Here is a 26,202-nt window from a genome sequence, read left to right on the forward strand (position 1 = left end):
TCGGGGAACCGGGGCTTCCGAGGGTCGCGTAGACCCCCACGACCCCGATCTCGCGGACGCACCGGGCCATCACTCCTGGAGGGCGGGGCCTGCCTCGTGGTTCGGGTGGCCGTGGGTCCGCTCGCCCTGCTTCATCCGGGCCTCGTAGACGTGCCGGTCGCCGCCGGCGAGCTCGTCGCGGGCGCGCTGGTCGAAGGCGCGGAACGTGCCCCAGTAGTTCTCGTCGAAGTCCTCGACGATCTGGAAGGTCCAGCGGTCGGCGATCACGTTGCGGCCGACGAGGTCGCGGTCGATGTCGTCGGCCAGCCTGGTGGCCCCTGCCTTGCCGAGCAGGTCGACGGCCTCCTGCAGGAGCCGGTCGGCCTTGCCGGTCAGCTGGTGGAAGCCGTAGAGCAGGCCCCGGGCCTGGTCGACGGTCTCGAGCGCCTCGGACAGCTTGCCAAGGCCCTCGACGGTGGTGTCGTCGAGGTCGGGACGGGTCCGGTCGTCGGTCACCCGCTCATCGTGCGGGGACCCCCGGCCGCCCGCAGGTCAGACCCGGTCGACCGCGATGTCGATGAGCCGCTCGGCCAGCTGGCGACCGTGCGAGGCGGGCCCGTCAGGACCCAGCAGCCCGCCGGAGAGGTACATGCCGTCGATGATCAGGTGGATCTGGGCGGCGAGGTCCTCGCCGTTGCCCGGCGCGACCTGCTCGGCGAGGCGCTCGAGGCGCATGTGCAGCTCGAACTTGTAGTCGGCGGCGGCCGACCGGGCCGGGTGCTGCGGGTCGTCGTACTCGCTGCTGACGTTGGTGAACGGGCAGCCGCGGAAACCGGTGCGCGTCACGTCGCGCTCGACGGCGTCGACGACCGACAGCAGGGCTGCGCGCGGGTCGCCCTCGAGCCGCACCAGCTCGGCGTCGATGAAGGCCAGCACCGTGGCGGCCTTGCGGGACAGGTAGGCGCCGACCAGGTCGTCCTTGCTCTTGAAGAGCCGGTAGACCGTCATCTTGCCCAGGCCGGTCTCGCGGACGAGCTCGTCCATCCCGACGCTGCGCGAGCTGCGGCCGGCGAACAGCCGCTCCGCGGTGTCCAGGACGATCGCCTGCCGCTCGGCGCGGCTGCGGCGGACGGGGGTCCCGGCGCCGGCGGCACCGAGGGCGTCGGCGGCGTAGGCGTCGGCGGAGAGGATCGGGGCGGCGGTCACGCAGCGATGGTGCACCAGCGGCGTGACGGAGCAGTTCGCGGCACGCCGTGGATGTAGCTCTGGGTAACCAGAGGTGAACGGGTTACCCGTGGCGGCGGGGAGCGGTGTTGCTCGTGGTGCTACGGAGAGTGACCGGCGGGGCGCTTCGTCCCGTCGGGCCCTCCGTCAGTTGCGGCGGACGCGGCGGGGGTTGGCCAGCATGCGGGCGACCGCGACGGCGGCCGGCTCCGGGCTGCGGGACTCCTCGGTCTGGGCCTCGGGGGAGTCGTCGGAAACTCGTACGTCGCGCTGCGTGTCCTCCATGTGTCCCAGCGTGCCCTTGCTTCGCGGCCGGAGAAACGTCCGACTGGCGTGATCCACCCCACGGGGCCTGAGATCTCGGTCACGTCGGCGCAGGTCAGCGGGCGGCGTCCAGGGCCTCGGCCAGCGCGCTGAGCTGGGCGAGCTGCCACCCGAGGAAGGACTCGTCCTGGGAAGCGGGCGACTCGGTCACCTCGACCACCGGCACCCCGGCGTCCTCGGCCGCCGACCGCAGCGTCTCCGCCGCGTCGCCGCCGGTCTGCTCGTTGAGCACCAGCACGCCGACCGTGCCGTCGGCGAGCGCGGACTCGAAGGCGCTCAGGTCCGCGGCCGCCGGCTCGTCCCCACGGGCCGCGCTGCGCCGGTAGCCCTCCGGCGTGGCGTCGACGAGGCCCAGGCTCGCGGCCATCCGGTCGAACACCGGCTCGGTCGCCGCGTACGTCCGGCCGCTGACCGTCGAGCCGAGCGCCAGGACGGCGTCCAGGTACTGCCGGAGGTCCGCCTGCCACGTCGCCGCGTTCGCCTCGAACACGTCGGCGGCGTCGGGCGAGAGCTCCCCCAGCTCCTCGGCCAGCGCCGGCGCGAGCGCGTGCACCGCCGCCGGCGCCGACCAGACGTGCGGATCGCCGGTCGCCGGGTCGTCGAGCAGGTCGGCCACCGCCAGCACGGCCGGTTCCGGCTCCTGCGCCGCGGCGGCGGCCTCGGCCCACCGGTCGTAGCCGGCCCCGTTCACCACCACCAGGTCGGCGTCCGCGAAGGCCGCCAGGTCGGCCGGTGTCGGTTCGGCCTCGTGCGGGTCGACGTCCCCGGTGGCGAGCACCGTCGTCACGTTCGCGCAGTCCCCGCCGACCCGGCGCGCGACGTCGCCCCACTGCCCGACCGAGACGACGACGTCGACGACCTCGCCGGTGCAGGTGTCGGGGTTGCCGCTCGCCACGGCGGCGGTGCTCTCGGGGGCGTCCTCGCCCCCGCACCCGGCCAGCAGCAGGGCGGTGAGCGCGAGCGGGACGAGGCTGGTGCGGAGGCGCGGCACGGGGGAGAACTCCTCGCTGGGATCGGGACGTCGGGCCCAGCATGGCCGACGCCCCGCCCGGACCCGTGTCAGCGGAAGGAGCCGACCAGCGGGTCCCACAGGTCCAGCGGCGCCGGATAGGACGCGTAGACGCTGAACCGGTCCACCACGCCGTCGTAGCGAGCGCGCACCTGCGCGGCCACGTCGTCCGGCTCGGCGACGACGGCGAAGGCGGCGAGAACCTCGTCGTCGACCAGGTCGCGCATCGCCGTCCACTTGTCCTCGCGACGGCCGACCGAGAGCGCGTGCAGCTCGTCGGCGAGGGACTCCCAGCCGTGCAGCTCGAGCACCGGGCGGTACGCCGGGGTGCTGCCGTAGAAGGCGATCGTGGCCTTCACCGCCGCGGCCGCCTCCGCCAGCTCCTCCTCGGAGCGCCCGGAGACCACCAGGCCCGGCAGCGTGACTGCTACCTGCTCCCGGGTGCGGCCGGCGGCCGCCAGCCCGTCCTCGAGGGCGGGGAGGGTCCGCTCGCGCAGGTAGCGCTCCGTCGTGAAGCCGTGCACCAGCAACCCGTCGGCCACCTCACCCACGAGCCGGGTCATCGCCGGTCCGACCGCGGCCAGGTACACCGGGGGTGGCCCCCACTCGTGCGGGGCGGGGGCGAACATCGGGGTCATCAGGGTGTGCCGGTAGTGCTCGCCCTGGAAGCGCAGCGGCGTGCCGTCCTGCCAGGAGGCCCAGATGGCGCGCAGCGCCGCGACGTACTCCCGCATGCGCGCCACCGGCGGGCTCCACGGCATGGAGAAGCGGCGTTCGACGTGCGCCTTGACCTGCGTGCCCAGGCCGAGCACGAACCGGCCGCGGGTGTAGCGCTGCAGGTCGTGCGCGGTGGTGGCCAGCGTCATGGGCGACCGCGCGAAGGCCACCGCGATCGCGGTGCCGACCTGGAGCCGTTCGGTCGCCTGGCCGGCGGAGAGCAGCGGCAGGAACGGGTCGTGGTCCACCTCCGAGGCCCAGACACCGGCGTAGCCGCGCGCCTCCAGGTCGCGGGCGGTGGCCGGGATGCCGTCGATCCCGGTGGACAGCAGGGCGGCGTCGAGGAGCACGGTGCCCGAGCCTGCCCGACCGCCTCGCCCGCTGGCCAGGGCGAGCCGGCCGCCCGTACGGTCGGCGCCGGGCCGGCACCGTCGCCGCCCCGGACGGAGGTGGGGATGAGCGACCGCGCCCGGCTGCTGGCCGCGCTGCTCGACGACCTGGCCGCCGAGGGGGCGGCCCTCGACGCGGCGGTCGCCCACCTCGAGGACACCGCCTGGCTCCTGCCCACGCCCGCGGAGGGCTGGACCGTGGCGATGCAGATCGCCCACCTCGCCTGGACCGACGAGCAGGCGCTGCGGGCGGTCACCGAGCCGGAGGAGTTCGCCGCGGCCGCGTCCGGGAGCGCCGCGGAACTGGCCGCCGCGGTGGACACCGCGGCCGCCGAGGGGGCCGCGGTCGACCCGTCGCTGCTGGTGGAGCGCTGGCGGACCAGCCGCGCGGACCTGGCCCGGGCGCTCGCCGCGCTGCCCGAGGGGGCGAAGGTGCCGTGGTTCGGCCCGCCGATGAGCGCCCCGTCCCTGGCCACCGCCCGGCTGATGGAGACCTGGGCGCACGGCCTCGACGTCACCGACGCGCTGGCGCTCCCGCCGTCGGTCTCGTCCCGCCTGCGTCCGATCGCCCACCTGGGGGTCCGCACCCGCGACTTCGCCTTCGCCCAGCACGGCCTGCCCGCCCCGGCCGAGCCGTTCCGGGTGGAGCTGACCGCACCCGGCGGCGACGTGTGGGCCTTCGGGCCCGAGGACGCCGCCCAGCGGGTCACCGGCCCCGCCCTCGACTTCTGCCTGCGCGTCACCCGGCGCCGGCACCGCGCCGACCTGGCGCTCGTGGCCACCGGCGACGACGCCAATCGCTGGCTCGACCTCGCCCAGGCCTTCGCCGGGCCCCCCGGCGTCGACCGCCCGTCCGCGACGGAGGAGGACGCATGACGCTGGACTTCGACGAGGGCGACGAGCTGCGCGCGCTGCGGTCCGCCGTCGCCGACCTCGGCTCCCGCTACGGGCAGGCCTACTTCCTCGAGCAGGCACGGTCCGGCGGGCGCACCGACGCGCTCTGGGCGGAGGCCGGGAAGGCCGGCTTCCTCGGCGTGAACCTGCCCGAGGAGCACGGCGGGGGCGGCGGCGGCATGGTCGAGCTCTCGATCGTGCTCGAGGAGCTCGGCGCCGCCGGCTGCCCGCTGCTGATGATGGTCGTCTCACCGGCCATCTGCGGCACGGTGATCGGCCGGTTCGGCACCCCGGAGCAGAAGCAGCGCTGGCTGCCCGGCCTGGCCGACGGCTCCACGACCATGGGCTTCGCCATCACCGAGCCCGACGCCGGCTCGAACTCCCACGAGATCACCACGGTCGCCCGGCGGGACGGCGACGGGTGGGTGCTGCGCGGGCAGAAGGTCTGGATCAGCGGCGTCGACCAGGCCGACGCGCTGCTCGTCGTCGGCCGGCTCGCCGACGGCCCTAAGGGGACGCTCCGGCCCGCGCTCTTCGTCGTCCCCACCGACGCGCCGGGGCTCACCGCCTCGCCGATCCCGATGGAGATCGTCAGCCCCGAACGCCAGTTCCAGGTGTTCCTCGACGACGTGCGGCTGCCCGACGACGCCCTCGTCGGCCACCCGGACCAGGGCATCGCGCAGCTGTTCGCCGGGCTCAACCCCGAGCGGGTCATGGCCGCGGCCTACTCGCTCGGCGTCGCCCGGCTGGCCATGCGGAAGGCGTCGGACTACGCCCGGGAGCGGCAGGTGTGGGGCACGCCCATCGGCGCCCACCAGGGGCTGGCCCACCCGCTCGCCGCCTGCCAGATCGAGATCGAGTGCGCCCGCCTGATGACGCAGAAGGCCGCCTGGTTGATCGACGCCGGCCAGGACGCCGGGCTGGCCGCCAACAGCGCCAAGTACGCCGCCGCGGAGGCTGCCGTGCACGCCGTCGACCAGGCGATCCAGACCCACGGCGGCAACGGCCTGTCGCAGGAGTACGGGGTCGCGGCGCTCCTGGCGATGTCGCGGGTCAGCCGGATCGCGCCGGTCAGCCGGGAGATGATCCTCAGCTTCGTCGCCCAGCACGACCTGCGGCTGCCGCGCTCCTACTGACCGGGGGTGTCGGCGCCCTGGCCCTGGTCGGCGTCCTTCCCCTCGGCCGGCTCCTGCGGGTGCGGGGTGCGACCGCCGGTCTCGTCGTCGCCGGGCGGGTCGCCCTCGGCGCGCTCGGACGTGTGCGGCGTGCGGCCGGGCTCGGTCATGGCGGTCCTCCTCGTTCCGTCGCTGACCGGCCTGTGCCCTCGTCGCCGTCCGGGAAACCCCTGCTCAGCCCACCGGGGAGGCCGCGGGCGTGCGGGGCAGCAGGGCTTCCACCGCCGCCGCGTCGGGCAGCGCGCCGCGGGCGCCCGGGCCGGTCGTCGAGAGCGCCGCGGCCGTCACGGCGAGGCGCACGGCCGCGGTCAGGTCGGGGTCGGTGGCGAGCGCCTGCGCGAGGGCGCCGCAGAAGCAGTCGCCGGCGCCGGTCGTGTCCACGGCGGTCACCGGCGGCGGCGCCTGCAGGACGACGGCGCCGTCCGGCGGCACCACCAGCGCACCGCGCGCCCCGAGCGTGACGACCACCGCGCACGACGCCACCGAGCGCGCGAGCGCGGCGAGCTCCGCCGGCGACCGCTCGCCCGGGTCCGCACCGGCGAGCTGGGCGAGCTCGTGCTCGTTGGGCACCAGCACGTCGACGTGCTCCAGCAGCCCGGCGGGCAGCGGCTGCGGGGGAGCGGGGGTCAGGACGACGGTGCCGGTGGCGGCCCGGGCGGCGGCATCCACGGTCGCCAGCGGGACCTCCAGCTGGAGCAGCACCACCCGCGCTCGCCGGACCGACTCGACGTCGGCGTCCTCGGGGGTGAGTTCGGCGTTGGCGCCGGGGACGACGACGATCAGGTTCTCGCCGCTGCCCTCCTCCACGGGGATGGTCGCCGATCCGGTCGGCACGCCCGGGGTGCGGTGCACCCGGCTCACGTTCACCCGCGAGCCCGCGAGGGCCGCCAGCTGCCGGTCCCCGGCCGGGTCCTCCCCGACGCGACCGACCATGTGCACCCCCGGCCCCAGCTCGCCGGCGGCCGCCGCCTGGTTGGCGCCCTTGCCGCCCGGTGCCAGCACCGCGGAGCGGCCGATCACGGTCTCGCCCCGGCCCGGGAGCCGGCCGACGGCGACGAGCACGTCCTCGTTCAGGCTGCCGACGACGGTGACGGACATGCGCGGACCTCCAGGTTGCGGGCGTCCAGCAGTACCAGACCGGCGGTTTCCGCCCGCTCCCGGAGCGGTACCGCCGACCCATGGCGACCGACGACGCTGACCAGATCCGCCGCGACTTCGGCGAGGCCGTGAACATGACCGCCTCCGAGCTGGAGAAGTGGCTGGGCAGCGACGAGTCGCAGGAGGTCGGCCAGAAGACCGGCGGCTCCGGCGAGTCCACCGGGCACGAGTCGGGACGGCGGATCGTCGAGCTGCTGCGCACGAAGAAGGACGACCTGACCGACGACGACCTGGCGCACATGCGCAAGGTGCACGGCTACGTCCAGCGGCACCTTGCGCAGGAGCCGAAGTCGGAGGACGTCGAGACCTCCCGCTGGCGGTACTCGCTCATGAACTGGGGGCACGACCCGCTGAAGCAGTAGGTTCGCCCGATGCGGCGCAACGACCCCGCGCAGTACGACCAGCTCGCCGACGAGTGGTGGCGGCACGACGGGGAGTTCGCCGCCCTGCACTGGCTGGCCGCCTCCCGCGCCGAGCACGTGCCGCCGGCCGCCCGCCCGGGCGCGGTGCTCGTCGACCTCGCGTGCGGCGGTGGGCTGATGGGCCCGCACGTCGCGGAGCTGGGCTACCGGCACGTCGGCGTCGACATCGGCCTGCGGGGGCTGGAGCTCGCCCGCGCCCACGGGCTGCTGCCGGTGCGCGGCTCGGTCCTGGCGGTGCCGCTCGCCGACGGGTGCGCCGACGTCGTCCTGGCCGGCGAGATCCTGGAGCACGTCGAGGACCACGCAGGCGTGCTCGCCGAGTGCGCCCGCCTGCTCCGCCCCGGCGGCGCCCTGGTGCTCGACGCGCTGGCGGCCGGGTGGCTGTCGCGGCTGATCAACGTCCACCTGCTCGAGCGCCTGCCCGGCGGGCCGCCCCGGGGGCTGCACGACCCGGCCCTGTTCGTCGATCGCCGGCACCTGCTGGAGGCCGCCGACCGGGTGGGTCTCGACCTCGAGCTGGTCGGCCTCCGGCCGTCGATGCGGGAGGCGATCGCGTGGAAGCTCGGCCGTCGGCGGCTCGTCCGGATGAAGCCGATCCGCTCCACGGCCGTCGTGTTCGCCGGCTACGGGCGCAAACGGTGAGTCGGCGAGCCGGTTGTGCGCCACGTACCGTCGGGTGCATGACGCCGAGCGCCGGGGAGCGCCTGTGAGCAGCGCGGTCGTGACCGGGCTGGGGTCGGCCCTGCCGGCCACCTTCGACCAGGACGCCGTCTGGGACGGCTTCTTCGCCCGGCACTACGAGGGCGTGCGCGCCGCGCGGCGGATCTTCCAGAGCTCGGGCGTGCGCCGGCGGCACGCGGTCGCCAGCCCGATGGACGAGGACCTGAGCTCGTGGGGGACCGGCGCCCGCATGGAGCGCTACGTCCAGGAGGCGCTGCCGCTGGGGAAGCAGGCGGTCGCCGGCGCCCTCGACTCCGCCGGCCTGGCGCCCGGTGACGTGGGCCTGTTCGCCGTCGCCACCTGCACGGGGTACGCCACCCCGGGCCTGGACATCCGGCTGGCCGGCGATCTGGGCATGCCCCTCGGGCTGCAGCGGCTGCTGGTCGGGCACATGGGCTGCTACGCCGCCATCCCCGGGCTGGCCGCGGTCAGCGACTTCGTGACGGCCCGGTCCCGTCCGGCCGTGCTCCTGTGCTGCGAGCTGACCAGCCTGCACGTGCAGCCGGCGCAGCGGGACCTGGAGCAGGTGGTGGCGCACGCGCTGTTCTCCGACGCGGCCGCCGCCGTCGTCCTCGAGCCCGGCGCCTCCCGCGGCCGCCGGGTGGCGGGGATGGTGGCGCGCACCGACGCCTCGACCGCCGACCACATGACCTGGGACGTCACCGACCTCGGCTTCCGCATGGGGCTGTCCCCCCGGGTGCCCGACGTGCTCTCCCGGCACGTGGGCGGGGTGGTCGACGAGCTGCTCTCCGGCGCCGGGCTGCGGATCGAGGACGTCGCCGGGTGGGCCGTGCACCCCGGCGGCCCGCGCATCCTCGACGTCGTCCGGGACGAGCTCGGCCTGGCCGAGGAGCAGCTGGCCGCGTCCCGGCGGGTGCTCGCCGAGCACGGCAACTGCTCGTCGGCCACGGTCCTGCTCGTGCTCGAGGAGATGGCCGACGTCGACGGCCCGGTGGTGGTCATGGCGTTCGGGCCGGGTCTCACGCTCTACGCCGCGTTGCTGCTGCCCGCCTGACTCCCGCTCCGCCCCGCGAGGGCCTACGCTCTGTGATCGTCGTCACGGAGCGTGGGGAGGTGGCCGGTGCAGCCATCGACCGCGCCGGTGCGCGTGTTCCTGGTCGACGACCACGAGGTGGTCCGCCGGGGCGTGGCCGAGGTGCTCGAGGACGATCCCCTCATCACCGTGGCGGGCGAGGCGGGCACCGTCGCGGAGGCGCTGGCGCGGGTGCCCGCCGTCCGTCCCGACCTGCTCGTCGTCGACATGCGGCTCCCCGACGGCGACGGCGCGGACCTGTGCCGCCTCATGCGCGACAAGGTCCCGGGTCTGCGCTGCCTGGTGCTCACCAGCTTCTCGGAGCAGGAGGCCCTCGACGCGGCGGTCCGGGCCGGCGCCTCCGGCTTCCTGCTCAAGCAGATCCGCGGGCCGGCGCTGGTGTCCGCGGTGCACGCCGTGGCGGCCGGGGGCCGGCTGTTCGAGGACGTCGCCCCCGCGGCGCCCCGCGACCGCGGACCCGGCTCGGCCGGCTCCGACCGGCTCGGACTGCTCACCGACCAGGAGCGCACGGTGCTGCGGCTGATCGGCGAGGGCCTCACCAACCGGCAGATCGGCGCCCGGATGGGGCTCGCGGAGAAGACGGTGAAGAACTACACCAGCCACCTGCTGGCCAAGCTGGGGCTGGAGCGGCGCACCCAGGCGGCCATCCTCGCGACCGAGCTCCGCGACCGCGGCTGAGGTCAGCGCGGCATCGGGGCGGTCCAGCGGATCTCGGTGCCCGACGGCGAGGACGTGCAGGTCAGCTCCCCGCCCCGCCGCTCGGCCCGGTCGGCCAGGTTCGCCAGCCCGCTGCGGACGGTCACGGGGGGCAGCCCGCGCCCGTCGTCGGTGACCACGACGCACGCGGCCGTCCGGACCTCGACGGCCACCGTCACCCGGCGGGCCCGGGCGTGCCGGACGACGTTGGTCACCAGCTCACGCACGACCGCGACCAGGTCCAGCAGCAGATCCGGCGGCAGCTCCTCGTGCTCGCTGCGCAACCGCAGGTCGGGGCGGACCTCGTGCCCCTCGGTGATCGACCGGATCACGTCGGCCAGCCGCTGGCGGAAGGCCGTCGTCGACGAGTCCTCGGCCTCGCGCAGGTCCCAGATCGACGTGCGGATGCGCTCGATCGTGCCGTGCAGGTCGTCCACGCGCTGCGAGAGAGCGGCGGAGACGTCCCGCCGGTCGTTCTCCAGGGAGCGGCCCAGCCGGTCCAGGGACAGCGCGGTGGCGAAGATGCGCTGGACGACGTGGTCGTGCAGGTCGCGCGCGATGCGGTCGCGGTCGGCCTGCAGCTGCAGCGACCGCGTCCGCTGCTGGGCGTGGGCCAGCTCGAGGGCCACGGAGGCCTGCGCCGCGAACGCGGTCAGCAGGTCGAGCTCGTGCGGGAGGAACGCCGGGCTGCCCGCGGCGCGCATGGTGACCAGCACGCTCCGGCTCGGCCCGGTCCCGAGCGGGACGACGAGGGCCGGGCCGTACCCGGCCGTCAGCTCGACGACGACGGCGGCGCGGGTGCCGACGAGCGGCGTCGCGGCGATGTCGTCGATCAGCCGCGGTTCGCCCGCGAGCTGGGTCATACCGAGGTCGGTGCCGCCCAGGGGCACGCGCACGCCCTCGACCTCGTCGGCGGCGCGGCCCACGGCGGCGACGATGGTCATGGTGTCCGGGTCGTCCCGGGTGGGGGCGAGCACGCCGGCCATGTCGGCGTCGGTGAGCGCGGAGACTTGGGTGGACACGACCCGCAGCACGTCGTCGGGGTCGGCGCCCGACAGGAGCGCGGTCGCCATCTCGGTGGCCGCCTGGCTCCAGCGGCCGCGGCGCTCGGCCTGCTCGGCGAGCCGGGCGTTCTCGATCGCCAGCCCGGCCACGGCGGCGAGGGCCTGCACCACCTCCGAGTCGGCCGCGGAGAACGGCTCGCCGGTGCGCTTCTCGGTGAGGTAGAGGTTGCCGAAGACGGAGGAGCCGACCCGCACGGGCACCCCGAGGAAGGACCGCATCGGCGGGTGCCCGGGCGGCAACCCGCGCGAGGCGGGGTGCTCGCCCAGGTCGTCGAGCCGCAGCGGCACGGGCTCGGCGACGAGCAGGCCGAGGATGCCCTCGCCCTCCGGGAGCCGGCCGATGCGGGCCTGGTCGTCCTCGTCCATCCCGACGACGACGAACCTGTCCAGCCGCAGGCCGTCCGGGGTCAGCACGCCCATGGCGCCGTAGGACGCGTCGACGTGCTGCACGGCCGCCTGCACGATGTCGCGCAGCGTCGCCTCCAGCTTGCTGCCGGAGGCGACCGCACGCAGCGCGGCGGTCAGGACCGGCACGGCCAGGTGGTCGCCGGAGGACGACGGGGCAGGGTCGTCCGGCGGCGGGGCCAGGGGATCGGGCGGGGGCACGGCCCGAACGTAGGAGCCCTGGGCGGGGCCGGGAAGCGGTGCGCGAGCGGCCTCCTCGTGCCGCGGGGATCGGGTTGGCTCAGGCGCCACGGGCCAGCCGGCGCGTGAGGGGACGGGGGATCGCGTGGCGCAGCAGCGACTTGCCGCGGGAGCCGACGACGACGAGGTCCGCGCCCTGGGTGGCCGCCGACAGCGCCTCGAACACCGGCCGGTCCAGCACCGCGGTCCGGCAGCGACCCTGGACGCCGGTCTCGGCGATCGCCCGCAGGACGTGGGCCTCGAGACGGTCGTGGGCGGCAGCGCGGGTGCGCAGGTGCACCCGCCCGGACCCGCCGAGCGGGTCGCCGCCGGAGTCGTCGAGGACGTGCACCGCGACGACCGTCGCCTCGCGCCGGGCCGCCTCGCGCAGCGCCCACACCAGGCCGCCGTGCCCGGCGGCGGAGCCGTCGACCTCGACGATGAGCCACGGGTTCTGCCGGCGGGCCAGCAGCGGGGCGAGGCGGAGCGGCTCGACGTCGGCCACCGGCTCCTCGCCCGTCCGCGCCGCGGGGATGGCCGGCTGCGGGTCGGGCTCCGCGGTCGGCTCGGGGTCCCAGGGGGAACGGATGTCGCTCATGGGGCCGAATCGTGCTGGGGCGTCCAGCGATCTCCCAGGGACCAAGGGCCCGGCCCGGCGGCCGCACGAGGCGTACCGACCTCGTTCCGTTCCCGGTACTGCGTGTCCCGCACTCTGGGTGACGTCGTCGCGACAGCGTTTCCCCCGCCTGAGGCGCCCACCTACCCGGTGACCCATCCCGCGAACCGCTGGTCCTGCCGTTCTCCCCCCGTCGGGGTGGGTGTGCGAGGGGGCCGGCTCAAGGAGCACGCCCGGTCGGCCGATCGGAGTGGCATGAGCCTTCTCCGACGGGTGCGGGCGGCCAGCCTGCTGACGCGCTTCGGCGTGGTCAGCCTGGTGCTCACGGTGGCCGTGGGGGCGCTGCTCTCGTCGGTGCTGAGCGACGCGATCGCGGAGCGGGCCCGCCAGCAGGCCGAGTGGACCGCGATCGTCACCGTGCGCCTGGGGCTGCAGCCGCAGCTGACCCCCGAGGACCTCGCCGAGGGCTTCGACCCCGAGCGACTGGCCCGGGTCGAGCGCGCCGTCGCCGCCGCCGGCGGGAACCTGCAGGCGGAGGGCCGCCAGCTCGACGACCTCGACCCGGTCGAGCTCAACATCTTCAACCGCGACCGCACGGTCGTGTACTCGAACGAGCACGACCACATCGGGTCCACGTCGAAGTCCGACGAGCTCGACGAGGTGCTCGCCGGCGAGGTCGTGTCGGGCTTCTCGCACTCGGCCGACGACGGCGCCGGCAGCGAGGACGGCGAGCGCGTCATGCTCGAGGTCTACGTGCCGGTCCAGTACGAGGGCTCGACCACGCCCGACGGCGCCATGGAGCTCTACCTGCCCTACGCCCCGGTGGCGGCCGCGGTGGCCGAGGACGTCCGCACGATGACGCTCGTCCTGATCGCCTCCCTGACGGTGTTCTACGTCGTCGTCTTCCGCCTCATCGCCTCCGCGTCGGCGAAGCTGCGCCGGCAGGCCGACGCGCTGCGGACGTCCGCCGAGCGCGACCGGCACCAGGCCACCCACGACGCCCTGACCGGGCTGCCCAACTGGGAGCTCGTCCGGGACCGCCTGGAGCAGGCGCTGGCCGCCGCCAGCCGCTCCGAGGGCGAGGTGGCCCTGCTGCTCATCGACCTGGACCGCTTCAAGGAGATCAACGACACGCTGGGCCACAGCTACGGCGACAAGCTGCTCCGGCAGGTGGGACCGCGGCTGCAGTCGGTCCTGCGGGAGGGCGACACCGTCGGCCGCCTGGGCGGCGACGAGTTCGCCGTGCTCCTGCCCCTGGTGGACGGCGTCGGCGAGGCCGAGCAGGTCGCCGAGCGGCTCCGCGAGGCGCTGCACCGCCCGTTCGACGTCGAGGGCGTCTCCCTCGACGTGGAGGCCAGCGTCGGCATCGTCATCTCCCCGTGGCACGGCACCGACACCGAGGCCCTGCTGCGCCACGCCGACATCGCCATGTACGTCGCCAAGGAGGTCAAGGCCGGCGCCGTGGTCTTCGAGCCCGAGGAGCACGTGACCGCGCCGCCGCGGCTCACCGTCCTGGGCGACCTGCGCCGCGCGCTCGAGGGCGCCGACGAGCTGTTCCTGCACTACCAGCCGAAGTACACCCTCGACGGCGACCGGATCGAGGGGCTGGAGGCGCTGCTGCGCTGGCAGCACCCCACCCAGGGCCTGATCCCCCCGGGCGACTTCATCCCGGTCGCCGAGGGCACCGGAATCATCCTGCGGCTGACCGAGCACGTGCTCGACCTGGCGCTGGCCCAGATGCGCCGCTGGATCGACGCCGGCTCCGCGGTGCCCGTCGCGGTCAACCTCTCGACCCGGTGCCTCCTCGACCCGGGCCTGCCCGACCTGGTCCGGGGGCTGCTCGCGCGGCACGGCGTCCCGGCGGCCCTGCTGCGGCTCGAGGTGACCGAGAGCGCCGTCATGGGCGACGCGGCACGGTGCATGGACGTGCTCCAGCGCCTGCACGACCTGGGCGTGAAGCTCTCGATCGACGACTTCGGCACCGGCTACAGCTCCATGGCCTACCTGCGCCGCCTGCCGGTCGACGAGCTCAAGATCGACCGCTCGTTCGTCCTGGGCATGACGACCACCGCGCACGACGCCGTGCTGGTGCGCACCGCGATCGACCTGGGCCACAACCTGGGGCTCACCGTCGTCGCCGAGGGCGTCGAGGGCGCCGACCACGTCTCGGCGCTGCGCGACCTCGGCTGCGACATCGCGCAGGGCTACCACTTCGCCCGACCCATGGGGGCCGAGCAGATGAGCGAGCTGCTGAGCCGCGTCGGCACCCTCCACGAGGGGTCGCTCCCGCTCGTCTGACCCGGGCGGACCGGTGGATCAGCTCTCGCGCGGCCGCCACGGGCCGGTGGCCACGGGGAAGAGCCAGCGGCTGCCCGGCCACTCGGTGACGCACCACAACTGCTCGCCGGGCACCGACCACCCGACGTCCTCCGGTCCGGGCGGGAGCACCCCCCGGTGGCGGACCCAGCGGCCCGGCGCCCCCGCGTAGAGGTCGCCGGGCACGCCCCGGCCGGCGCTCGCGGTGGCGAACCACGTCGAGCCGTGCACCGCCGCGCCCTGCATGCGGTCCGGTTGCCGATCGTGGACCTCGACCGGCGCCATCCACCCCTTCCCGTCGGTGACGGGCAGCCCCGTCGCGGGGTCCAGGGCGTACCGGGCGAGCCGGGGGACGCCGCCCTTCCGCCGGTACTCGCCGACCACGAGCACGGGCCGGCCGGCGACCTCGCCCACCGACAGGAACGAGAAGCGCAACCGCTGCCGGACGGACCGCATCGGGAGCCGCAGGGACATGAGCTGGGGGAGCACGTACGCGTGGCCGTGGGCGCCCGCACCGCCGGCGCGCATGGCGTCCGGGAGCCGGAAAAGGCGGACGCCGAACACGGTGTCGGCCACGTACAGCAGGTCGCCCACGACGGCGATCCCGCCGGCGTGCACGGGGACGGTCCGGGTGGTCAGGACCCCGAGCAGACGCCGCGGCGCCACGAGCAGCACGTGCCGGTACCGCGGGCCGCCCGGGGAGCGCATGCCGACCACCGAGATCCGCGAGCCCGCGGTGCGGCGCAGGCCCTGCCGCTTCGCGTACCAGCTCACCAGGAGCACGCCGCCCCCGTCGACCGGAGCCACCCCCTGCGGCCACCACGCGGGGTCGTCGCGGTCGGCCGGCGCCCACGTCCAGCCCTCCCCCGGGGCGCGGCCGGGGACCGGGCACGGTTCCAGGGCGCGGTCGAGGTCGTCGAGGACGCCGTCCAGCCCCACGCGGGGCAGCCGCGCGCCGAGCCGCGCGACGGCGCCACCCCGCGGCCGCGTGGCCCTCAGCGCGTGACGCGTGCCCGTTCCCACCTGCGAGATCCTGGCGCGGCACGGGTGCCGCGGCACTCCGGAAACCGTCACGGAGCGTTCGCCCGTCGTATCCCGAGCGGCAGGATGGTCGTTTCCCCGCCATGCTGGGGGGTGATGACTGTCGAACGGCACGGCCGGCGTCCCCCCGAACCGGTCCCGGTGCCGGCGGAGAGGGCGGCCCCATGAGACCGGCGTTCGGGGGGCTCCGCGCAGCACGCGGTGAGCGGTCGACGGGTCGCCGGCGCGTGGCAGGCCGGGGCGGCCCGCGCTCGGAAGCGCGTGGCCCGCGCGGCCTCTTCCGCCGGACGGCCGCCCGCGAGGGCCGCACGGACCGGGGCGCGGTGGCCCACCGGCCCCGGCTCGCGGGATCGGCGGCCCGGCACGAGCACCACGCGCCGGTGGCCGCGCCCGCCCCGGAGCAGGGGCGCGCGACCGCGAGCCCGGCGTCCGGCTCGCGCAGCGGGACGATCGGCAAGGAGGCGGCCGGCTTCGCGGCCGTGGGTGCCCTCGGCCTGGCCGTCGACATCGGGGGCTACAACGCCCTGGTCTTCCTGGGCGGGTGGCTGGGCGACGAGCCGCTCGTCGCGAAGACGATCTCGCTGGTCGCCGGGACCACCGTCGCCTACTTCGGCAACCGGTACTGGACCTACGGGGACCGGCCGCGCGCCGGGTTCGCCCGCGAGTACACCCTCTACATGGCCCTCAGCGGCGTGGCCCTGGTGATCGCGCTGGCCTGCCTCGGCTTCTCCCGCTACGTGCTGGGGCTCACCACCCCGCTGGCCGACAACATCTCCGCGAACGGGATCGGGCTGGCCCTCGGTGGCCTCTTCCGCTTCCTGTCCTACCGGCGTTTCGTCTTCCCGCCGGCGCCCGCCTGACCCGGCGCGCTCACGGGGTGGTGGGGGACGCCTGCGGCCGACGCCGGAACCGTGCCGGGACGAGGCTGCCCGGCTCGTCGGTCCCGGGAGCCGGGGCCTCCTCGGGTCCGGCCGTCTCCCCTGGCGCCGCGGCCGGTGCCCGCCGGAGCTGACCGGTGCCCCAGGCGGCGAGCAGGACCGATCCGCCGCCGATCGCCAGCCCGGCGATGTCGTCGACGATGTAGTGCCAGCCGAAGTAGATGGTGGCGGTCACGGTCAGCGCGAAGAACGCCCAGAGGACCGACCGCACCACGACCGACCGCAGCACGAGCTGGGCGATCAGCGCGGCGGTGAAGATGATCGAGACGTGCAGCGACGCGAAGGCGGCGATGCTCTGGATGCGCTCGGTGCCCTCGGGGTCGCGGAGGACGAGCCAGCGCGACACCAGCAGGCTGTGCTGCAGCGCGGACGTCCCGGTCATGGGGAGGTCGTAGAACAGCTCCGGCTCCGCGTACACCGGCCCGCGGGAGGGCAGCAGGTAGTAGCTGAGCGTGCCCAGCGACCAGTTCAGGCACAGCGCCGTGACGTACCAGCTGGCCTCCCGGGAGCGCCCCGTCGTGACCAGGGCCAGGGCCAGCGACGCCGGCACGAACATGAGGAACGCCAGGTACACCCACGAGAGCACGTGCGCCGACGCACCGACCCCGAGCAGGTCGTGGAGGTACTCCGCCGGGGCCGTGCCGCCGGTCAGCGCCCGGTCGAGCTCGCCCAGCTCGTCGTCGACCAGGTCCGGCCGCAGGAGCGGCAGGAAGTGCTTGAGGTTCCGGTACGACACGTAGGTGACGTAGAAGGCCGCCAGGCCGATCAGCACGGGGACCAGCCGCCGCCACGGCCAGCGCTCCCGCGCGACCGAGACCACCTCCGCCGGCAGCGCGCGGAGCGAGCGGCCCCGCCACAGGGCGCGAGGCACCACGTCGACGGCCAGCATCCCGGCCACGATCAGCGGCAGGCGGACGTACGTCGGACCGAGGAAGCCGTCGGGGTCGCGCAGCGGGAGCCCCAGGTGGACGGCGCAGACCACCGCGACGGCGAGGGTGACGAGGGCGACCCCGACCGCGAGCCCGTAGGCGCCGAGGCGGACGCCACGAAAGGCGGACTCGTTCATCAGGGGCTAATTTTCCATGAATCGTCGGCCAACACACGTCGTCGTCCCGACTCGCCGTGGAGATCCAGAGAAACGGAGCGCCGTGAGGACGACCAGCCTGCCCGTGGCGCCCCCTGCGCCTGCACCCGAGCGGCGCCGCAGCGGCTGGTGGGCCTCCGGCTGGGCGGTCGTCGCGCTGGCCGCGGGCGTCCACCTCGCGCTGTGCTGGCTCTTCCGGGGCTTCGTGACCGACGACGCGTGGATCTCGGTCCGGTACGCGGAGAACCTGGGCGACGGCGAGGGCTTCGTCTGGAACCCGGGCGGTCCCCGCGCGGAGGGCTTCAGCAACCCGCTGCTGGTCGCACTGGAGGCGCTCGCCCACGCGGCGGGCTGGTCCGCGCCCGCCGCCGCCCGCGTCCTGGGTGTCGCCGCCGGGCTGGTCTGCGTGGTGCTCGTCTACGTGGGCGGGCGGCCGGTCGTCGGTGAGACGGCGGCGCGGATCGGGTCGCTGCTGACCGCGTGCAGCGCCCCCTTCGCGCTGTGGGCGGTGGGCGGGCTCGAGACGCTCCTGGTGGCCGCCGTCCTCACAGCGGGCACCCTGGAGGTCGCGCGCCCGGACGGGGGCCGGGTCGCGCGGGCCGCCGCGCTCTTCGCGGTCCTGCCGTGGCTGCGCCCGGAGGGCCTCGCCGTCGTGGCTGCCGTGGTGGCGCTGGGCGAGGGGCCGGGGCTGCTCCGGGCGGCGACCAGGCGGCCGGCGCTGCGGCGGGCCGCCCTCCTCGGCGGTGTCCCGCTCCTGTCGCAGGCGGTGCTGGAGGCGGTGCGGCTGGGGCTCTACGGCCACCTGCTGCCCAACTCGGTGCTCTACAAGTCCGGTGCCGGCGACGGGCTCACCGTTCTCGACAAGTTCCTCGACCAGGCGCTGCTGCCCACCGCGGCGGCGGTCGCCGGCGCGGTGCTCCTGTCCGGCCGGGCGCGGCTGCTCGCGGTGCCGCCGGTCGTCTACGTGCTCGGATCGGTGGACACGCTGGACAGCGCGAACGCCTACAGCAGGTTCTTCATGCCGGTCTGGCCGCTCATCGCGCTGCTGGCGGCGGTCGTCGTCAGCACCGTCGTCGTGCCCCTCGCGCTGCGACGAGGCCGGGTGCCGGCAGCCGCCGTCGTGGCCGCCACGGGGGTGGGCGTCCTGCTCCTGCCGCCGGGTGACGTCGAGAGCGTGCACGGGACGCAGCAGCGGTACACCGACTGCCGGGTGGGTGCGCGCGAGGACGCGATCGACTGGCTGCGGACCACCCCGGCGGACACCTCGTTCGCCATCTCCGACGCCGGGCTCGTCCCGGCCCGCGCCGGCGGGCGGACCGTCGTCGACAGCTTCTTCCTGAACGAGCCGCTGATCCAGGAGACCGGGCGGATGTCGCCCGGGGAACGGGCGGACCTGGTCCACCGGCGAGCCCCCGACGTGCTGGTGCTCGCCAGCCGGGACGCCGCCCGGTTCGCCGGCTACTACCCGACGGAGCGCGCGATCCACGAGCACCCGGGCATGGCGGCCTACCGCCTGGCGCACGTGGCCAGCGGCAGCGGTCCCGGGTGCCACTACCACCTGATGGTGTTCCGGCGATGACCGCGGCGATCACCGCGACGGCGTGGAACCTGCCGAACCTCCTCACCGGTCTCCGGCTGGCGGCGGTGCCCTTCCTGGGTGCCGTCCTCGTCCTGGAGGGTGACCGCGCCGGGGGCCGGTGGGCGGCGCTGGCCCTGTTCGTGGGCGCGTCGGTGACCGACCTCGCCGACGGGTGGCTCGCCCGGAGGTGGGGCCAGTGCACGCCCTTCGGCGCCCTGGTCGACCCCCTGGCCGACAAGGCGCTCGTCGGCACCGCGCTGATCTGCCTGTCCGGGCTTGGGCTGGTCCCGTGGTGGGCGACCGTGGTGGTCCTCGCCCGGGAGGCGGCGGTGACCGCGCTGCGGCTGGGGGTCCTGCGCCTCGGTGTCATCCCGGCGAGCCGGGGCGGCAAGGTGAAGACCGGCACGCAGACCGCGCTCGTCGTGCTGGCGCTCGTGGCGCCCGCGTGGACGGCGGGGCTGCAGGTGGTGGTCCTGCTGACCGTCGTGTGGACGGTGGTCACCGGCGCCGACTACGCGGTCAAGGCGGCGGGCATGGTGCGCGCGGCGGATCCGGCGCTGGCCGTGGCCGGTCAGCAGGGCGGCGCGGCGGCGAGTTCCCGCGTCACGTCCTGACGCAGCCACACCGGGTGGCCGCAGATCGTGGCCACCACGCGGTAGCGGCGGTCGACCAGCTCCCGCAACCGCGATCCCTCGTCGATGTGCCAGGCGTCCAGGCCGGTGACCTGCACGATCCACTCGGGTGCCCGCGGCCCGGCCAGCGTCTCCCGGAGGCGCACCTGGTCCGGGTCCGACGTGCGCATCGGCACGCTCCACAGGTGCGGGTACGGGGAGGGCATGTCGGCCGCCTCCAGGACCGACGGCAGGCCGTAGGCGACGAAGGCGCTGTCACCCGACGCCTTCGACGCGGCCAGCCACTCGCCGATCCGCTGGCTGTACCAGAGCGAGGGCACCGTCGCGTGCAGGACGGCGGAGGTGACGGTGCCGACGACGGCGAGGGAGACCAGTAGCCGGCCCGACGCGCGCATCCAGGCTCCGGCTCGCGTCACCGACGGCGCGACCGCCCCCGCGGCGAGCACCGCGACCGGCGCCAGCTGCAGCAGGTAGGGCGGCCAGTAGCTGCCGCCGGCGGCGATCGCCACCAGCCCGAGGACCAGCGTCGTGCTGATCGCGGTGCGGGTGGCGGTGTCCGGCCCGGGCCGCCGCGCGCCGAACCACGCCGCCACGAGGGGGAGGAGGCCGGTGACGACGCCCAGGACGACGAGCTGCCCGCCGCGACGGACGGTGGCCTCCGGGCTGCTCGACCAGATGGCGTCGAAGGCGGCGCTGCGGAAGCCGACGAGCTCCCGCCAGGCGCCGGCCGGTCCGGAGTCGACCGACGCCAGCCACAGGCCCACCAGGACCGACACGACGAGGACGCCGACGAGGGCCCCCGCGGCCACCTCGGCGGCGCGCCGGCGGGCCGGCAGATCACGTCCGCGGGACGCGACCACCACCAGGCAGACGAGGAAGAGCACGCCCTCCAGCAGGTTCTGCTTGACCAACGGCGCCGCGACGGCGGTCGCGCCCGCGGCGGCCGCCGTCCGGAACCTGGCCGCCGGGGTCGGGGCGTGCCAGGCGGTGAGGGCCAGGGCGAGCGAGACCAGGACGACGGCCGCGCCGAACAGCTCGCCGTCGGCCTGCTCGGCGGCGAGCGGCGGCGAGCAGAGCACCCCCGCGGCCACCAGAGCGGCCCACCGGCCGCCGGCCGGACCGGAGAGCAGCGTGCCCGCCCGCCAGGCCGCGAGCACGGACACGACGACGAACGGGATCGCCAGCACCCGGATCGCCTGGTCCCAGTCGGTGAGGGCGGCGGCACGGAAGATCAGCAGGAGGAGCGGCGGCCGGTCGACGAACCAGTCGCCGTAGAGGAACTCGCCGCCCGAGTGCCAGTGCCGGGCGACGAGCAGGTAGCCGCCCTCGTCGTTGCGCAGCGGACGGGCCACGAAGCTCGCGCGGGCCAGGACGACGGCCAGGCACAGGAGCAGGAGGAAGCGCCGCCCGGTGCGCGCCGGCGCCGGGGGCGCGTGCGTCGTCGGCACCAGCGCCACGGCGGCCATTGAAGCGGTCCAGGGCCGCCGGTGGGGAGCTCAGCAGCCCCGCGGCGGGCGTCCCCGGCGGTAGGGTCCGCCCGTGGCAGCCCTGGTGGCGGCGGCGGTCGTCGCGTTCCTGCACATGGCGTTCCTGGTGTACATGGTGGTGGGCGGGTTCCTGGCCCTGCACCGGTTCGCCTGGATCTGGCCGTCGGTCGGGGTGACCCTCTACTCGATCTACGTCACCCTCACCGACTTCACCTGCCCGGTGACCACGCTGGAGAAGTGGCTGCTCGAGGAGGGCGGCAGGACGCCGTACGAGGGCAGCTTCACCGCGCACTACCTGCGCGACACCCTCTACCCGGCGCAGTACGAGACGGCGATCTGGCTGACCGCGATGGGCGTCGCCGTCGCGTCGTACGTGCTGGTCCTGCTGCGCAGGCGGTGGCGTGGAGCGGGTGACGAGAATCGAACTCGCACTGTCAGCTTGGGAAGCTGATGTTCTACCATTGAACTACACCCGCGAACGCCCGCCAGACTACCTGGTGACAGTCGGCGAGCGGGAGCAGACCCCCTGATCAGCCCCGGTTCAGCGCCGCATCTCGGCGAGGAACCCGGTGGCCTCGGAGCGCAGCCGCTCGGCCATCTGGGACAGGCCCGTGATGTCGTCCCCGCCCGTGGCCAGGGACGACGAGCCGTCCACCGCCGCGGCGATCCCGTCGACCAGGCCGTTCATCTCGCCGACCGTCGTCCCGACCGTGCCCATGCCGACGGCGACCGCCTCCGAGGCCTGCCGGATCTGCTCCACCTGCGCGGTGACCCGCTCGGTGGCCCGGCCGGTCTGGTCGGCCAGGTCCTTCACCTCGGAGGCCACCACGGCGAAGCCCTTGCCCGCCTCGCCGGCCCGCGCGGCCTCGATGGTCGCGTTGAGGGCGAGCAGCCGGGTCTGGGCGGCGACCGCGTCGATCATCGCGATGATCTCCCTGATCTCCTCCGACGACCGGGTCAGCGAGGCGATGGTCGTCTGCGCCGTCGCCACCTCGTCGGCCGCGGCGCCGGCCGCCGCGGTGAGCCCGGACGCCGAGGCGCTCATCTCGGTCGAGGCGGTGGCGACCTGCTCCGACATGGCGAGGACGACGGACTCGAACGCGTCGGCCAGCCGCAGCCGCGAGGTCTGCGCCTCCGTGACCCGACCGGCGGTCTCCTCCATGGCCCTGCGGGCGGTGTTGATGTCGCTCGCGCTGGTGCGGAAGGCGCCCAGCAGGCCGCCCTCGAGCAGCCGGCGGTGGAACCGCCCCTCGGCGGCCGAGGTCAGCGCCGCGGACGACTCCCGGACGAAGGCGTCGGAGACGTCGAGCACCCGGTTGAGCGCGTGGTGCAGGGCGCGCAGCTCCGGCACCGTCCCGGCGCGCGGGTCGGGACGGCTGCGGGCTTCCAGGTCCCCACGGGCGGCGGCCTCGCACGTCTCGGTCAGCTGCCGCACGAAGGCGCGGTAGATCTCCAGCTCCTCGGCGTCGCCGCGCCCGGCGGCCCGTGCTCCCCGGATGCCCACGTCAGCGCTCCTCGCGGTTGATGACCGACCAGATGAACTCGTCGTAGGACCCGCCGTGCTCGGTCAGGACGTCGGCCAGCAGCGCGCTCGAGGCGGCCACGGCCGCCTTCGCGGTCGGGTGCCGGCGCTCCTCTGCGACCAGCCGGTCGTAGAGCGGCCGGATCGCCTCGACCGCGCGCGGGGAGGGCTTGCGCCGGTTCGAGTGGTAGCCGACGACCTCGCCGCCGGGTCCCAGGGACGGCGTCACGTGCGCCAGCACCCAGTAGTGCGCGCCGTCGGCGGCCAGGTTGTTGATGTAGGCGAACAGCTCGCGCCGCGCGGCCAGGGTCTCCCAGAGCAGGGCGAAGACGGCGCGCGGCATGTCGGGGTGCCGGATCAGGTTGTGCGGGTGGCCCACGACGTCGGCCATCGCGTACCCGCTGACCCGGAGGAAGACGTCGTTGGCGTAGGTGATCACGCCTCGCGGGTCGGTCTTCGAGACGATCAGCTCGTCGGCGGAGAACGTCCGCTCCACGCCCGTCGGCCGCAGCGTCCGGTGTGCGCCGCGCGCCGGCTGCGGCGCCGGCCGGGTGTCCAGCACGAGTCCTCCCCCAGGTGGTTCTCCACAGGGAGTCATCGGCAGCCCGGGGTGCCCGTGGGACCTGCGGATGCAGCTGCGCCCCGTCCGCATGGGGAAGTCGGACGGGGCGCAGCGGTCGGAGGAGGGTCAGATCGCGACCCCGGTGCAGGACGACGAGCAGTCCAGGGACCAGATGGAACGCAGCGAGTCGAACTTCGCCGACCGCACCAGGCGCTCCCCGGACGGGCCGGTGCGCACGACCGGGCCCGTGTCCGGCGGGGTGGTCCCACCGGGCGTCGTCCCACCCGGCGGGGTGCTCCCACCGGGGGTCGTGCCGCCGGGCGTGCTGGGCGTGGTCCCGCCGCCGGGCGCGGTCCCGCCGGGGGTGCTGCCACCCGGGGCGGTGCCGACCGCGTCGGCGTAGGTGAGCGCGTTGCTCAGCACGGTCGAGCGGCCGTCCGGCGCGAAGACCGAGACGTCGTAGACGCCGGCCACCCGGGCGGGCACCCGGAAGGTGACGCGGGTCGTCGTCGACGTGACGATCGTCGCGGTCGTGGTCGCACCGATCCGGACCGTCGGGTTCGTCGGCAGGGCCAGACCGGTGATCGTGACGACCGTGCCACCCGCGGAGTCCACGGCGTTCGGGCTCAGCGAGGTGATCCGGAAGACGCCGACCTCGGGGTACGTGGTCGTGCCAGGGACGGGCGCGTCCGGCGCTGACGTGCCGGGGTCGGTCGTGCCGGGGCCGGTGCCGCCCGGCGCGGTCGTGCCCGGGGTCGTGCCCGGCGTCGTGCCCGGCGCGGACCCACCGGGGCTGGTGCCCCCCGGGGCCGAGCCGCCCGGCGTCGAGCCGCCAGGGGTGCTGCCGCCCGGCGTCGTCCCGCCCGGGGTGGTGCTGCCCGGATCGGTGCCCGGGCCGGTGCCGGGGTCGGTGCCGGGGGTCGTCCCCGGGTCGGTGCCCGGGGTGCTGCCGGCGCCGGGGGTGCCCGGGAGGGCGCCGCCGGGGACGCTCGGCACGGTGCCCGGGGCGCTGCCGCCGGGGGTGCTGCCGCCGGGGGTGGAGCCACCAGGCGTCGAGCCGCCGGGGGTGGAGCCGCCCGGCGTGGATCCACCGGGGGTGGTGCCGGGATCCGTGCCCGGGTCGGTCGGCGCGGGGACGGCCGTGCCCACCAGCAGCGGGGCGGCGTACGTGCGGCCGACCGGGGTGCCGTCGCGGTAGGTCTGCACGGTGAGGACGTAGCGGCCGTCGCCGAGCTCCATGCTGGGGGACAGGCCGGTGCCGTCCAGGCCCGCCAGGGTGCCCAGCGGGAAGGCCGCGTCGCCGGCGTCGTCGGTGGTGACGGTGACGCCGTCGACGGTCACGTCCTTGCCCGACAGCGCCCAGATCGCGCCGGCGTCCTCCATGCCCAGACCGAGGACGACCTCGTAGTCGCCCGGGGTGCTCGGGCCGGTGATCCCGATGGCGGGGGAGACCACGCCGGCCGGCGAGGTCATGGCGGTGAAGGCGTAGCCGACCGACTCGACCGGCGCACCGGTCAGCCGGCTCATCGTCAGCCGCCCACCGGTCACCGACCGCCCGGCGAAAGCCGGCACGGTGTCCACGTCGTCGAGCAGCGCCTGCTTGACCTCGGCGTACCCGGCGCCGGGCATCTGCGCGCGGTACAGCGCGACGGCGGCGGCGACGTGCGGTGCGGCGATGGAGGTGCCCCCGACGAGGCGGTAGCCGCCGTCGTTCCAGGTGGTGAGCACCAGAGAACCCGGCGCGAAGAGGTCGACGTTCGTCGCGCCGTAGGCGGAACTGGCCGTGACCGTGTCCCCGGCCGTCGAGTTGCCCACCGTGACGATGTTCGGATCGGTCAGGCTGGCCGGGTACAGGATGTTCGTGTCGCGGTTACCGCTGTCGTTGCCCGCCGCGGCGACGACGAGCACGTCGTGGGCGGCTGCATACGCCACGGCGTCCTTCAGGGCCTGCAGGGCGGAGCCGGTGAACGCCCCGCCCCACGAGGCGTTGATGACGTCAGCGCCGTTGTCGACGGCGTAGCGGATCGCCCTCGCCCCCAGATTCACGTCGACGTGCTCACCGCCGCCGATGACCAGCGGCATGATCGACACCTCGGGCGCGACCCCGGCCGACCCCGCGCCGTTGCCGGCCCGGGCACCGACGACGCCGGAGACGCTCGCTCCGTGGCTGCCGTAGCTGCCGTTGTCCACGTCGGCGTTGTTGGCGTAGAAGTTCCAGCCGTGGCAGTCGCCGGCCAGCCCGTTGCCGTCGGTGTCGGTGGTGCCGCAGGTCTCGTCCGGGTTGGTCCAGAGCGAACCAGCGAGGTCGGGGTGGTCGGAGTCGAACCCGGTGTCGACGACGGCGACGACGCGCCCCGCACCTCTGCCGGTCGCCCAGCCGGCGGTGGCGTCGACGTCGGCGTCGGCGACCGGAGCCACGGGCTGGTTGTAGGAGTTCGTGCCCGTGTTCTCCAGGTTCCAGCCGTACTGCGGGAAGTACGGGTCGCTCACGGTGCCCAGCACGGGCACGGACGTCGAGAACTCGACGTGCGCGACACCCGGCACGGGCTCCAGGTCCTGGGGCCGGAGGCTCTCGGTCGCGGCCAGCGCGACCCCCTGCCCCAGCGGCTGCACGTGCGCCACTCCATCGACGGCGGCCACGGCCTCGAGCAGATCGGTGTCGGAGACTCCTGCCTCGGCGGTGAGGACCAGCCGGGTCAAGCCGTCGCCGGGACCGAAGTCGGTTGCGACCGCGACCGGCGGCAGGGCCTGCGCGGTCAGTGCGGCCGCGCCGCAGTAGCCGGCCACGGCGGCCGTCACCAGGGCGAGGGCCTGGACCCGCTTGCTCGTCATCCCTGACCTCCGGACGCCCTCCGCCGGACCGTCCGGTGGCGCCCGTCCCCGTCCGTGGGGGCGGACCTGCGTCGTCCCGGTCGTCAACGGCCTGCTCAGGGCCCGGGTTGAGAGCCGGCGGGCGGGGTTCGCCCGGAGGGGTGA

26 protein-coding genes and 1 tRNA gene are annotated in these 26,202 nt (G+C 75.3%); 11 read left to right on the top strand and 16 right to left on the bottom strand.

Annotation, left to right across the window (positions count from 1 at the left end; genetic code table 11):
- Positions 1–69 precede the first annotated feature (69 nt).
- The 5 genes from ACI78T_RS00505 to ACI78T_RS00525 form a co-directional block, all read right to left on the bottom strand.
- A complete protein-coding gene (locus ACI78T_RS00505) occupies positions 70–495 on the bottom strand; it encodes a hypothetical protein (protein ID WP_456556135.1) in 426 nt (141 codons plus the stop codon).
- Positions 496–531: 36 nt separating this feature from the next.
- Positions 532–1,185: a TetR/AcrR family transcriptional regulator gene (locus ACI78T_RS00510; protein WP_456556136.1), complete on the bottom strand. Its 654-nt coding sequence runs from the start codon at positions 1,183–1,185 to the stop codon at positions 532–534.
- Positions 1,186–1,350: 165 nt separating this feature from the next.
- Positions 1,351–1,488 (bottom strand): hypothetical protein, encoded by a 138-nt coding sequence (locus ACI78T_RS00515; protein WP_456556137.1) that lies wholly within the window; start codon positions 1,486–1,488, stop codon positions 1,351–1,353.
- A gap of 94 nt (positions 1,489–1,582) precedes the next feature.
- Positions 1,583–2,518 carry a metal ABC transporter solute-binding protein, Zn/Mn family gene (locus tag ACI78T_RS00520; protein ID WP_456556138.1) on the bottom strand — a complete coding sequence of 312 codons (936 nt, stop codon included), beginning with the start codon at positions 2,516–2,518 and terminating at the stop codon, positions 1,583–1,585.
- A gap of 68 nt (positions 2,519–2,586) precedes the next feature.
- A complete protein-coding gene (locus ACI78T_RS00525) occupies positions 2,587–3,603 on the bottom strand; it encodes a TIGR03617 family F420-dependent LLM class oxidoreductase (RefSeq protein ID WP_456556139.1) in 1,017 nt (338 codons plus the stop codon).
- Between the two features lie 105 nt (positions 3,604–3,708).
- On the opposite strand from ACI78T_RS00525, the gene ACI78T_RS00530 reads away from it, so the two are divergent.
- On the top strand, positions 3,709–4,518 hold the full coding sequence (locus tag ACI78T_RS00530) for a TIGR03084 family metal-binding protein (RefSeq protein WP_456556140.1): 810 nt from the start codon (positions 3,709–3,711) through the stop codon (positions 4,516–4,518).
- Positions 4,515–5,672: an acyl-CoA dehydrogenase family protein gene (locus ACI78T_RS00535; protein ID WP_456556141.1), complete on the top strand. Its 1,158-nt coding sequence runs from the start codon at positions 4,515–4,517 to the stop codon at positions 5,670–5,672. Before ACI78T_RS00530 ends, ACI78T_RS00535 begins: the two co-directional genes overlap by 4 nt.
- Here the strand turns inward: ACI78T_RS00535 and ACI78T_RS00540 are convergent.
- Together ACI78T_RS00540 and ACI78T_RS00545 are read right to left on the bottom strand one after the other, a co-directional pair.
- Positions 5,666–5,821, bottom strand: coding sequence for a hypothetical protein (locus tag ACI78T_RS00540; RefSeq protein ID WP_456556142.1), 156 nt, complete (start codon positions 5,819–5,821; stop codon positions 5,666–5,668). The genes ACI78T_RS00535 and ACI78T_RS00540 overlap by 7 nt on opposite strands.
- Positions 5,822–5,885: 64 nt before the next feature.
- Complete coding sequence (locus ACI78T_RS00545) at positions 5,886–6,809, bottom strand: ribokinase (RefSeq protein WP_456556143.1); 924 nt, start codon at positions 6,807–6,809, stop codon at positions 5,886–5,888.
- Positions 6,810–6,889: 80 nt separating this feature from the next.
- On the opposite strand from ACI78T_RS00545, the gene ACI78T_RS00550 reads away from it, so the two are divergent.
- The 4 genes from ACI78T_RS00550 (at position 6,890) to ACI78T_RS00565 (ending at position 9,743) form a co-directional block, all read left to right on the top strand.
- Positions 6,890–7,231 carry a DUF3140 domain-containing protein gene (locus ACI78T_RS00550; RefSeq protein ID WP_456556144.1) on the top strand — a complete coding sequence of 114 codons (342 nt, stop codon included), beginning with the start codon at positions 6,890–6,892 and terminating at the stop codon, positions 7,229–7,231.
- A 9-nt stretch (positions 7,232–7,240) separates the two neighbouring features.
- The gene (locus ACI78T_RS00555; RefSeq protein WP_456556145.1) at positions 7,241–7,933 is read left to right on the top strand and encodes a methyltransferase domain-containing protein; all 693 of its coding nucleotides are present in this window, start codon (positions 7,241–7,243) and stop codon (positions 7,931–7,933) included.
- 64 nt (positions 7,934–7,997) lie between these two features.
- Complete coding sequence (locus ACI78T_RS00560) at positions 7,998–9,026, top strand: type III polyketide synthase (RefSeq protein ID WP_456556146.1); 1,029 nt, start codon at positions 7,998–8,000, stop codon at positions 9,024–9,026.
- Between the two features lie 66 nt (positions 9,027–9,092).
- On the top strand, positions 9,093–9,743 hold the full coding sequence (locus ACI78T_RS00565; protein WP_456556147.1) for a response regulator: 651 nt from the start codon (positions 9,093–9,095) through the stop codon (positions 9,741–9,743).
- A gap of 2 nt (positions 9,744–9,745) precedes the next feature.
- On the opposite strand, the gene ACI78T_RS00570 is transcribed toward ACI78T_RS00565, so the two are convergent.
- Positions 9,746–11,431, bottom strand: a complete 1,686-nt coding sequence (locus tag ACI78T_RS00570; RefSeq protein ID WP_456556148.1) for a GAF domain-containing protein — start codon at positions 11,429–11,431, stop codon at positions 9,746–9,748.
- Between the two features lie 79 nt (positions 11,432–11,510).
- Entirely contained in the window at positions 11,511–12,047 is a 537-nt protein-coding gene (locus ACI78T_RS00575) for a universal stress protein (RefSeq protein ID WP_456556149.1), read from the bottom strand.
- 273 nt (positions 12,048–12,320) lie between these two features.
- Between ACI78T_RS00575 and ACI78T_RS00580 the strand changes: the two genes are divergently transcribed.
- On the top strand, positions 12,321–14,363 hold the full coding sequence (locus ACI78T_RS00580) for a putative bifunctional diguanylate cyclase/phosphodiesterase (protein WP_456556150.1): 2,043 nt from the start codon (positions 12,321–12,323) through the stop codon (positions 14,361–14,363).
- A gap of 18 nt (positions 14,364–14,381) precedes the next feature.
- On the opposite strand, the gene ACI78T_RS00585 is transcribed toward ACI78T_RS00580, so the two are convergent.
- Entirely contained in the window at positions 14,382–15,404 is a 1,023-nt protein-coding gene (locus ACI78T_RS00585) for a hypothetical protein (protein WP_456556151.1), read from the bottom strand.
- Between the two features lie 341 nt (positions 15,405–15,745).
- Between ACI78T_RS00585 and ACI78T_RS00590 the strand changes: the two genes are divergently transcribed.
- Positions 15,746–16,282, top strand: coding sequence for a GtrA family protein (locus ACI78T_RS00590; RefSeq protein WP_456556152.1), 537 nt, complete (start codon positions 15,746–15,748; stop codon positions 16,280–16,282).
- Between the two features lie 10 nt (positions 16,283–16,292).
- Here ACI78T_RS00590 and ACI78T_RS00595 read toward each other — a convergent pair whose 3' ends face one another.
- Positions 16,293–17,426, bottom strand: coding sequence for a phosphatase PAP2 family protein (locus ACI78T_RS00595; protein ID WP_456556153.1), 1,134 nt, complete (start codon positions 17,424–17,426; stop codon positions 16,293–16,295).
- Positions 17,427–17,508: 82 nt separating this feature from the next.
- Here ACI78T_RS00595 and ACI78T_RS00600 point away from each other — a divergent pair, with 82 nt between their 5' ends.
- Positions 17,509–19,023 carry a hypothetical protein gene (locus ACI78T_RS00600; protein ID WP_456556154.1) on the top strand — a complete coding sequence of 505 codons (1,515 nt, stop codon included), beginning with the start codon at positions 17,509–17,511 and terminating at the stop codon, positions 19,021–19,023.
- Positions 19,020–19,637: a CDP-diacylglycerol--glycerol-3-phosphate 3-phosphatidyltransferase gene (pgsA, locus tag ACI78T_RS00605; protein ID WP_456556155.1), complete on the top strand. Its 618-nt coding sequence runs from the start codon at positions 19,020–19,022 to the stop codon at positions 19,635–19,637. The genes ACI78T_RS00600 and pgsA overlap by 4 nt, the downstream gene beginning before the upstream one ends.
- Here pgsA and ACI78T_RS00610 read toward each other — a convergent pair.
- Entirely contained in the window at positions 19,595–21,112 is a 1,518-nt protein-coding gene (locus ACI78T_RS00610; protein WP_456556156.1) for a hypothetical protein, read from the bottom strand. The genes pgsA and ACI78T_RS00610 overlap by 43 nt on opposite strands.
- 142 nt (positions 21,113–21,254) lie before the next feature.
- On the opposite strand from ACI78T_RS00610, the gene ACI78T_RS00615 reads away from it, so the two are divergent.
- Positions 21,255–21,593 (top strand): DUF2784 domain-containing protein, encoded by a 339-nt coding sequence (locus tag ACI78T_RS00615; protein ID WP_456556506.1) that lies wholly within the window; start codon positions 21,255–21,257, stop codon positions 21,591–21,593.
- On the opposite strand, the gene ACI78T_RS00620 is transcribed toward ACI78T_RS00615, so the two are convergent.
- From ACI78T_RS00620 to ACI78T_RS00635, 4 genes are all read right to left on the bottom strand, one after another.
- Positions 21,545–21,618, bottom strand: a tRNA-Gly gene (locus tag ACI78T_RS00620). The genes ACI78T_RS00615 and ACI78T_RS00620 overlap by 49 nt on opposite strands.
- 65 nt (positions 21,619–21,683) lie before the next feature.
- Positions 21,684–22,646, bottom strand: a complete 963-nt coding sequence (locus tag ACI78T_RS00625; protein ID WP_456556157.1) for a methyl-accepting chemotaxis protein — start codon at positions 22,644–22,646, stop codon at positions 21,684–21,686.
- Position 22,647: 1 nt separating this feature from the next.
- Positions 22,648–23,226 (bottom strand): PAS domain-containing protein, encoded by a 579-nt coding sequence (locus ACI78T_RS00630; RefSeq protein WP_456556158.1) that lies wholly within the window; start codon positions 23,224–23,226, stop codon positions 22,648–22,650.
- Positions 23,227–23,352: 126 nt separating this feature from the next.
- Positions 23,353–26,058 carry a S8 family serine peptidase gene (locus ACI78T_RS00635; RefSeq protein WP_456556159.1) on the bottom strand — a complete coding sequence of 902 codons (2,706 nt, stop codon included), beginning with the start codon at positions 26,056–26,058 and terminating at the stop codon, positions 23,353–23,355.
- Positions 26,059–26,202 lie beyond the last annotated feature (144 nt).

Source organism: Blastococcus sp. SYSU D00922 (genome assembly GCF_054050495.1).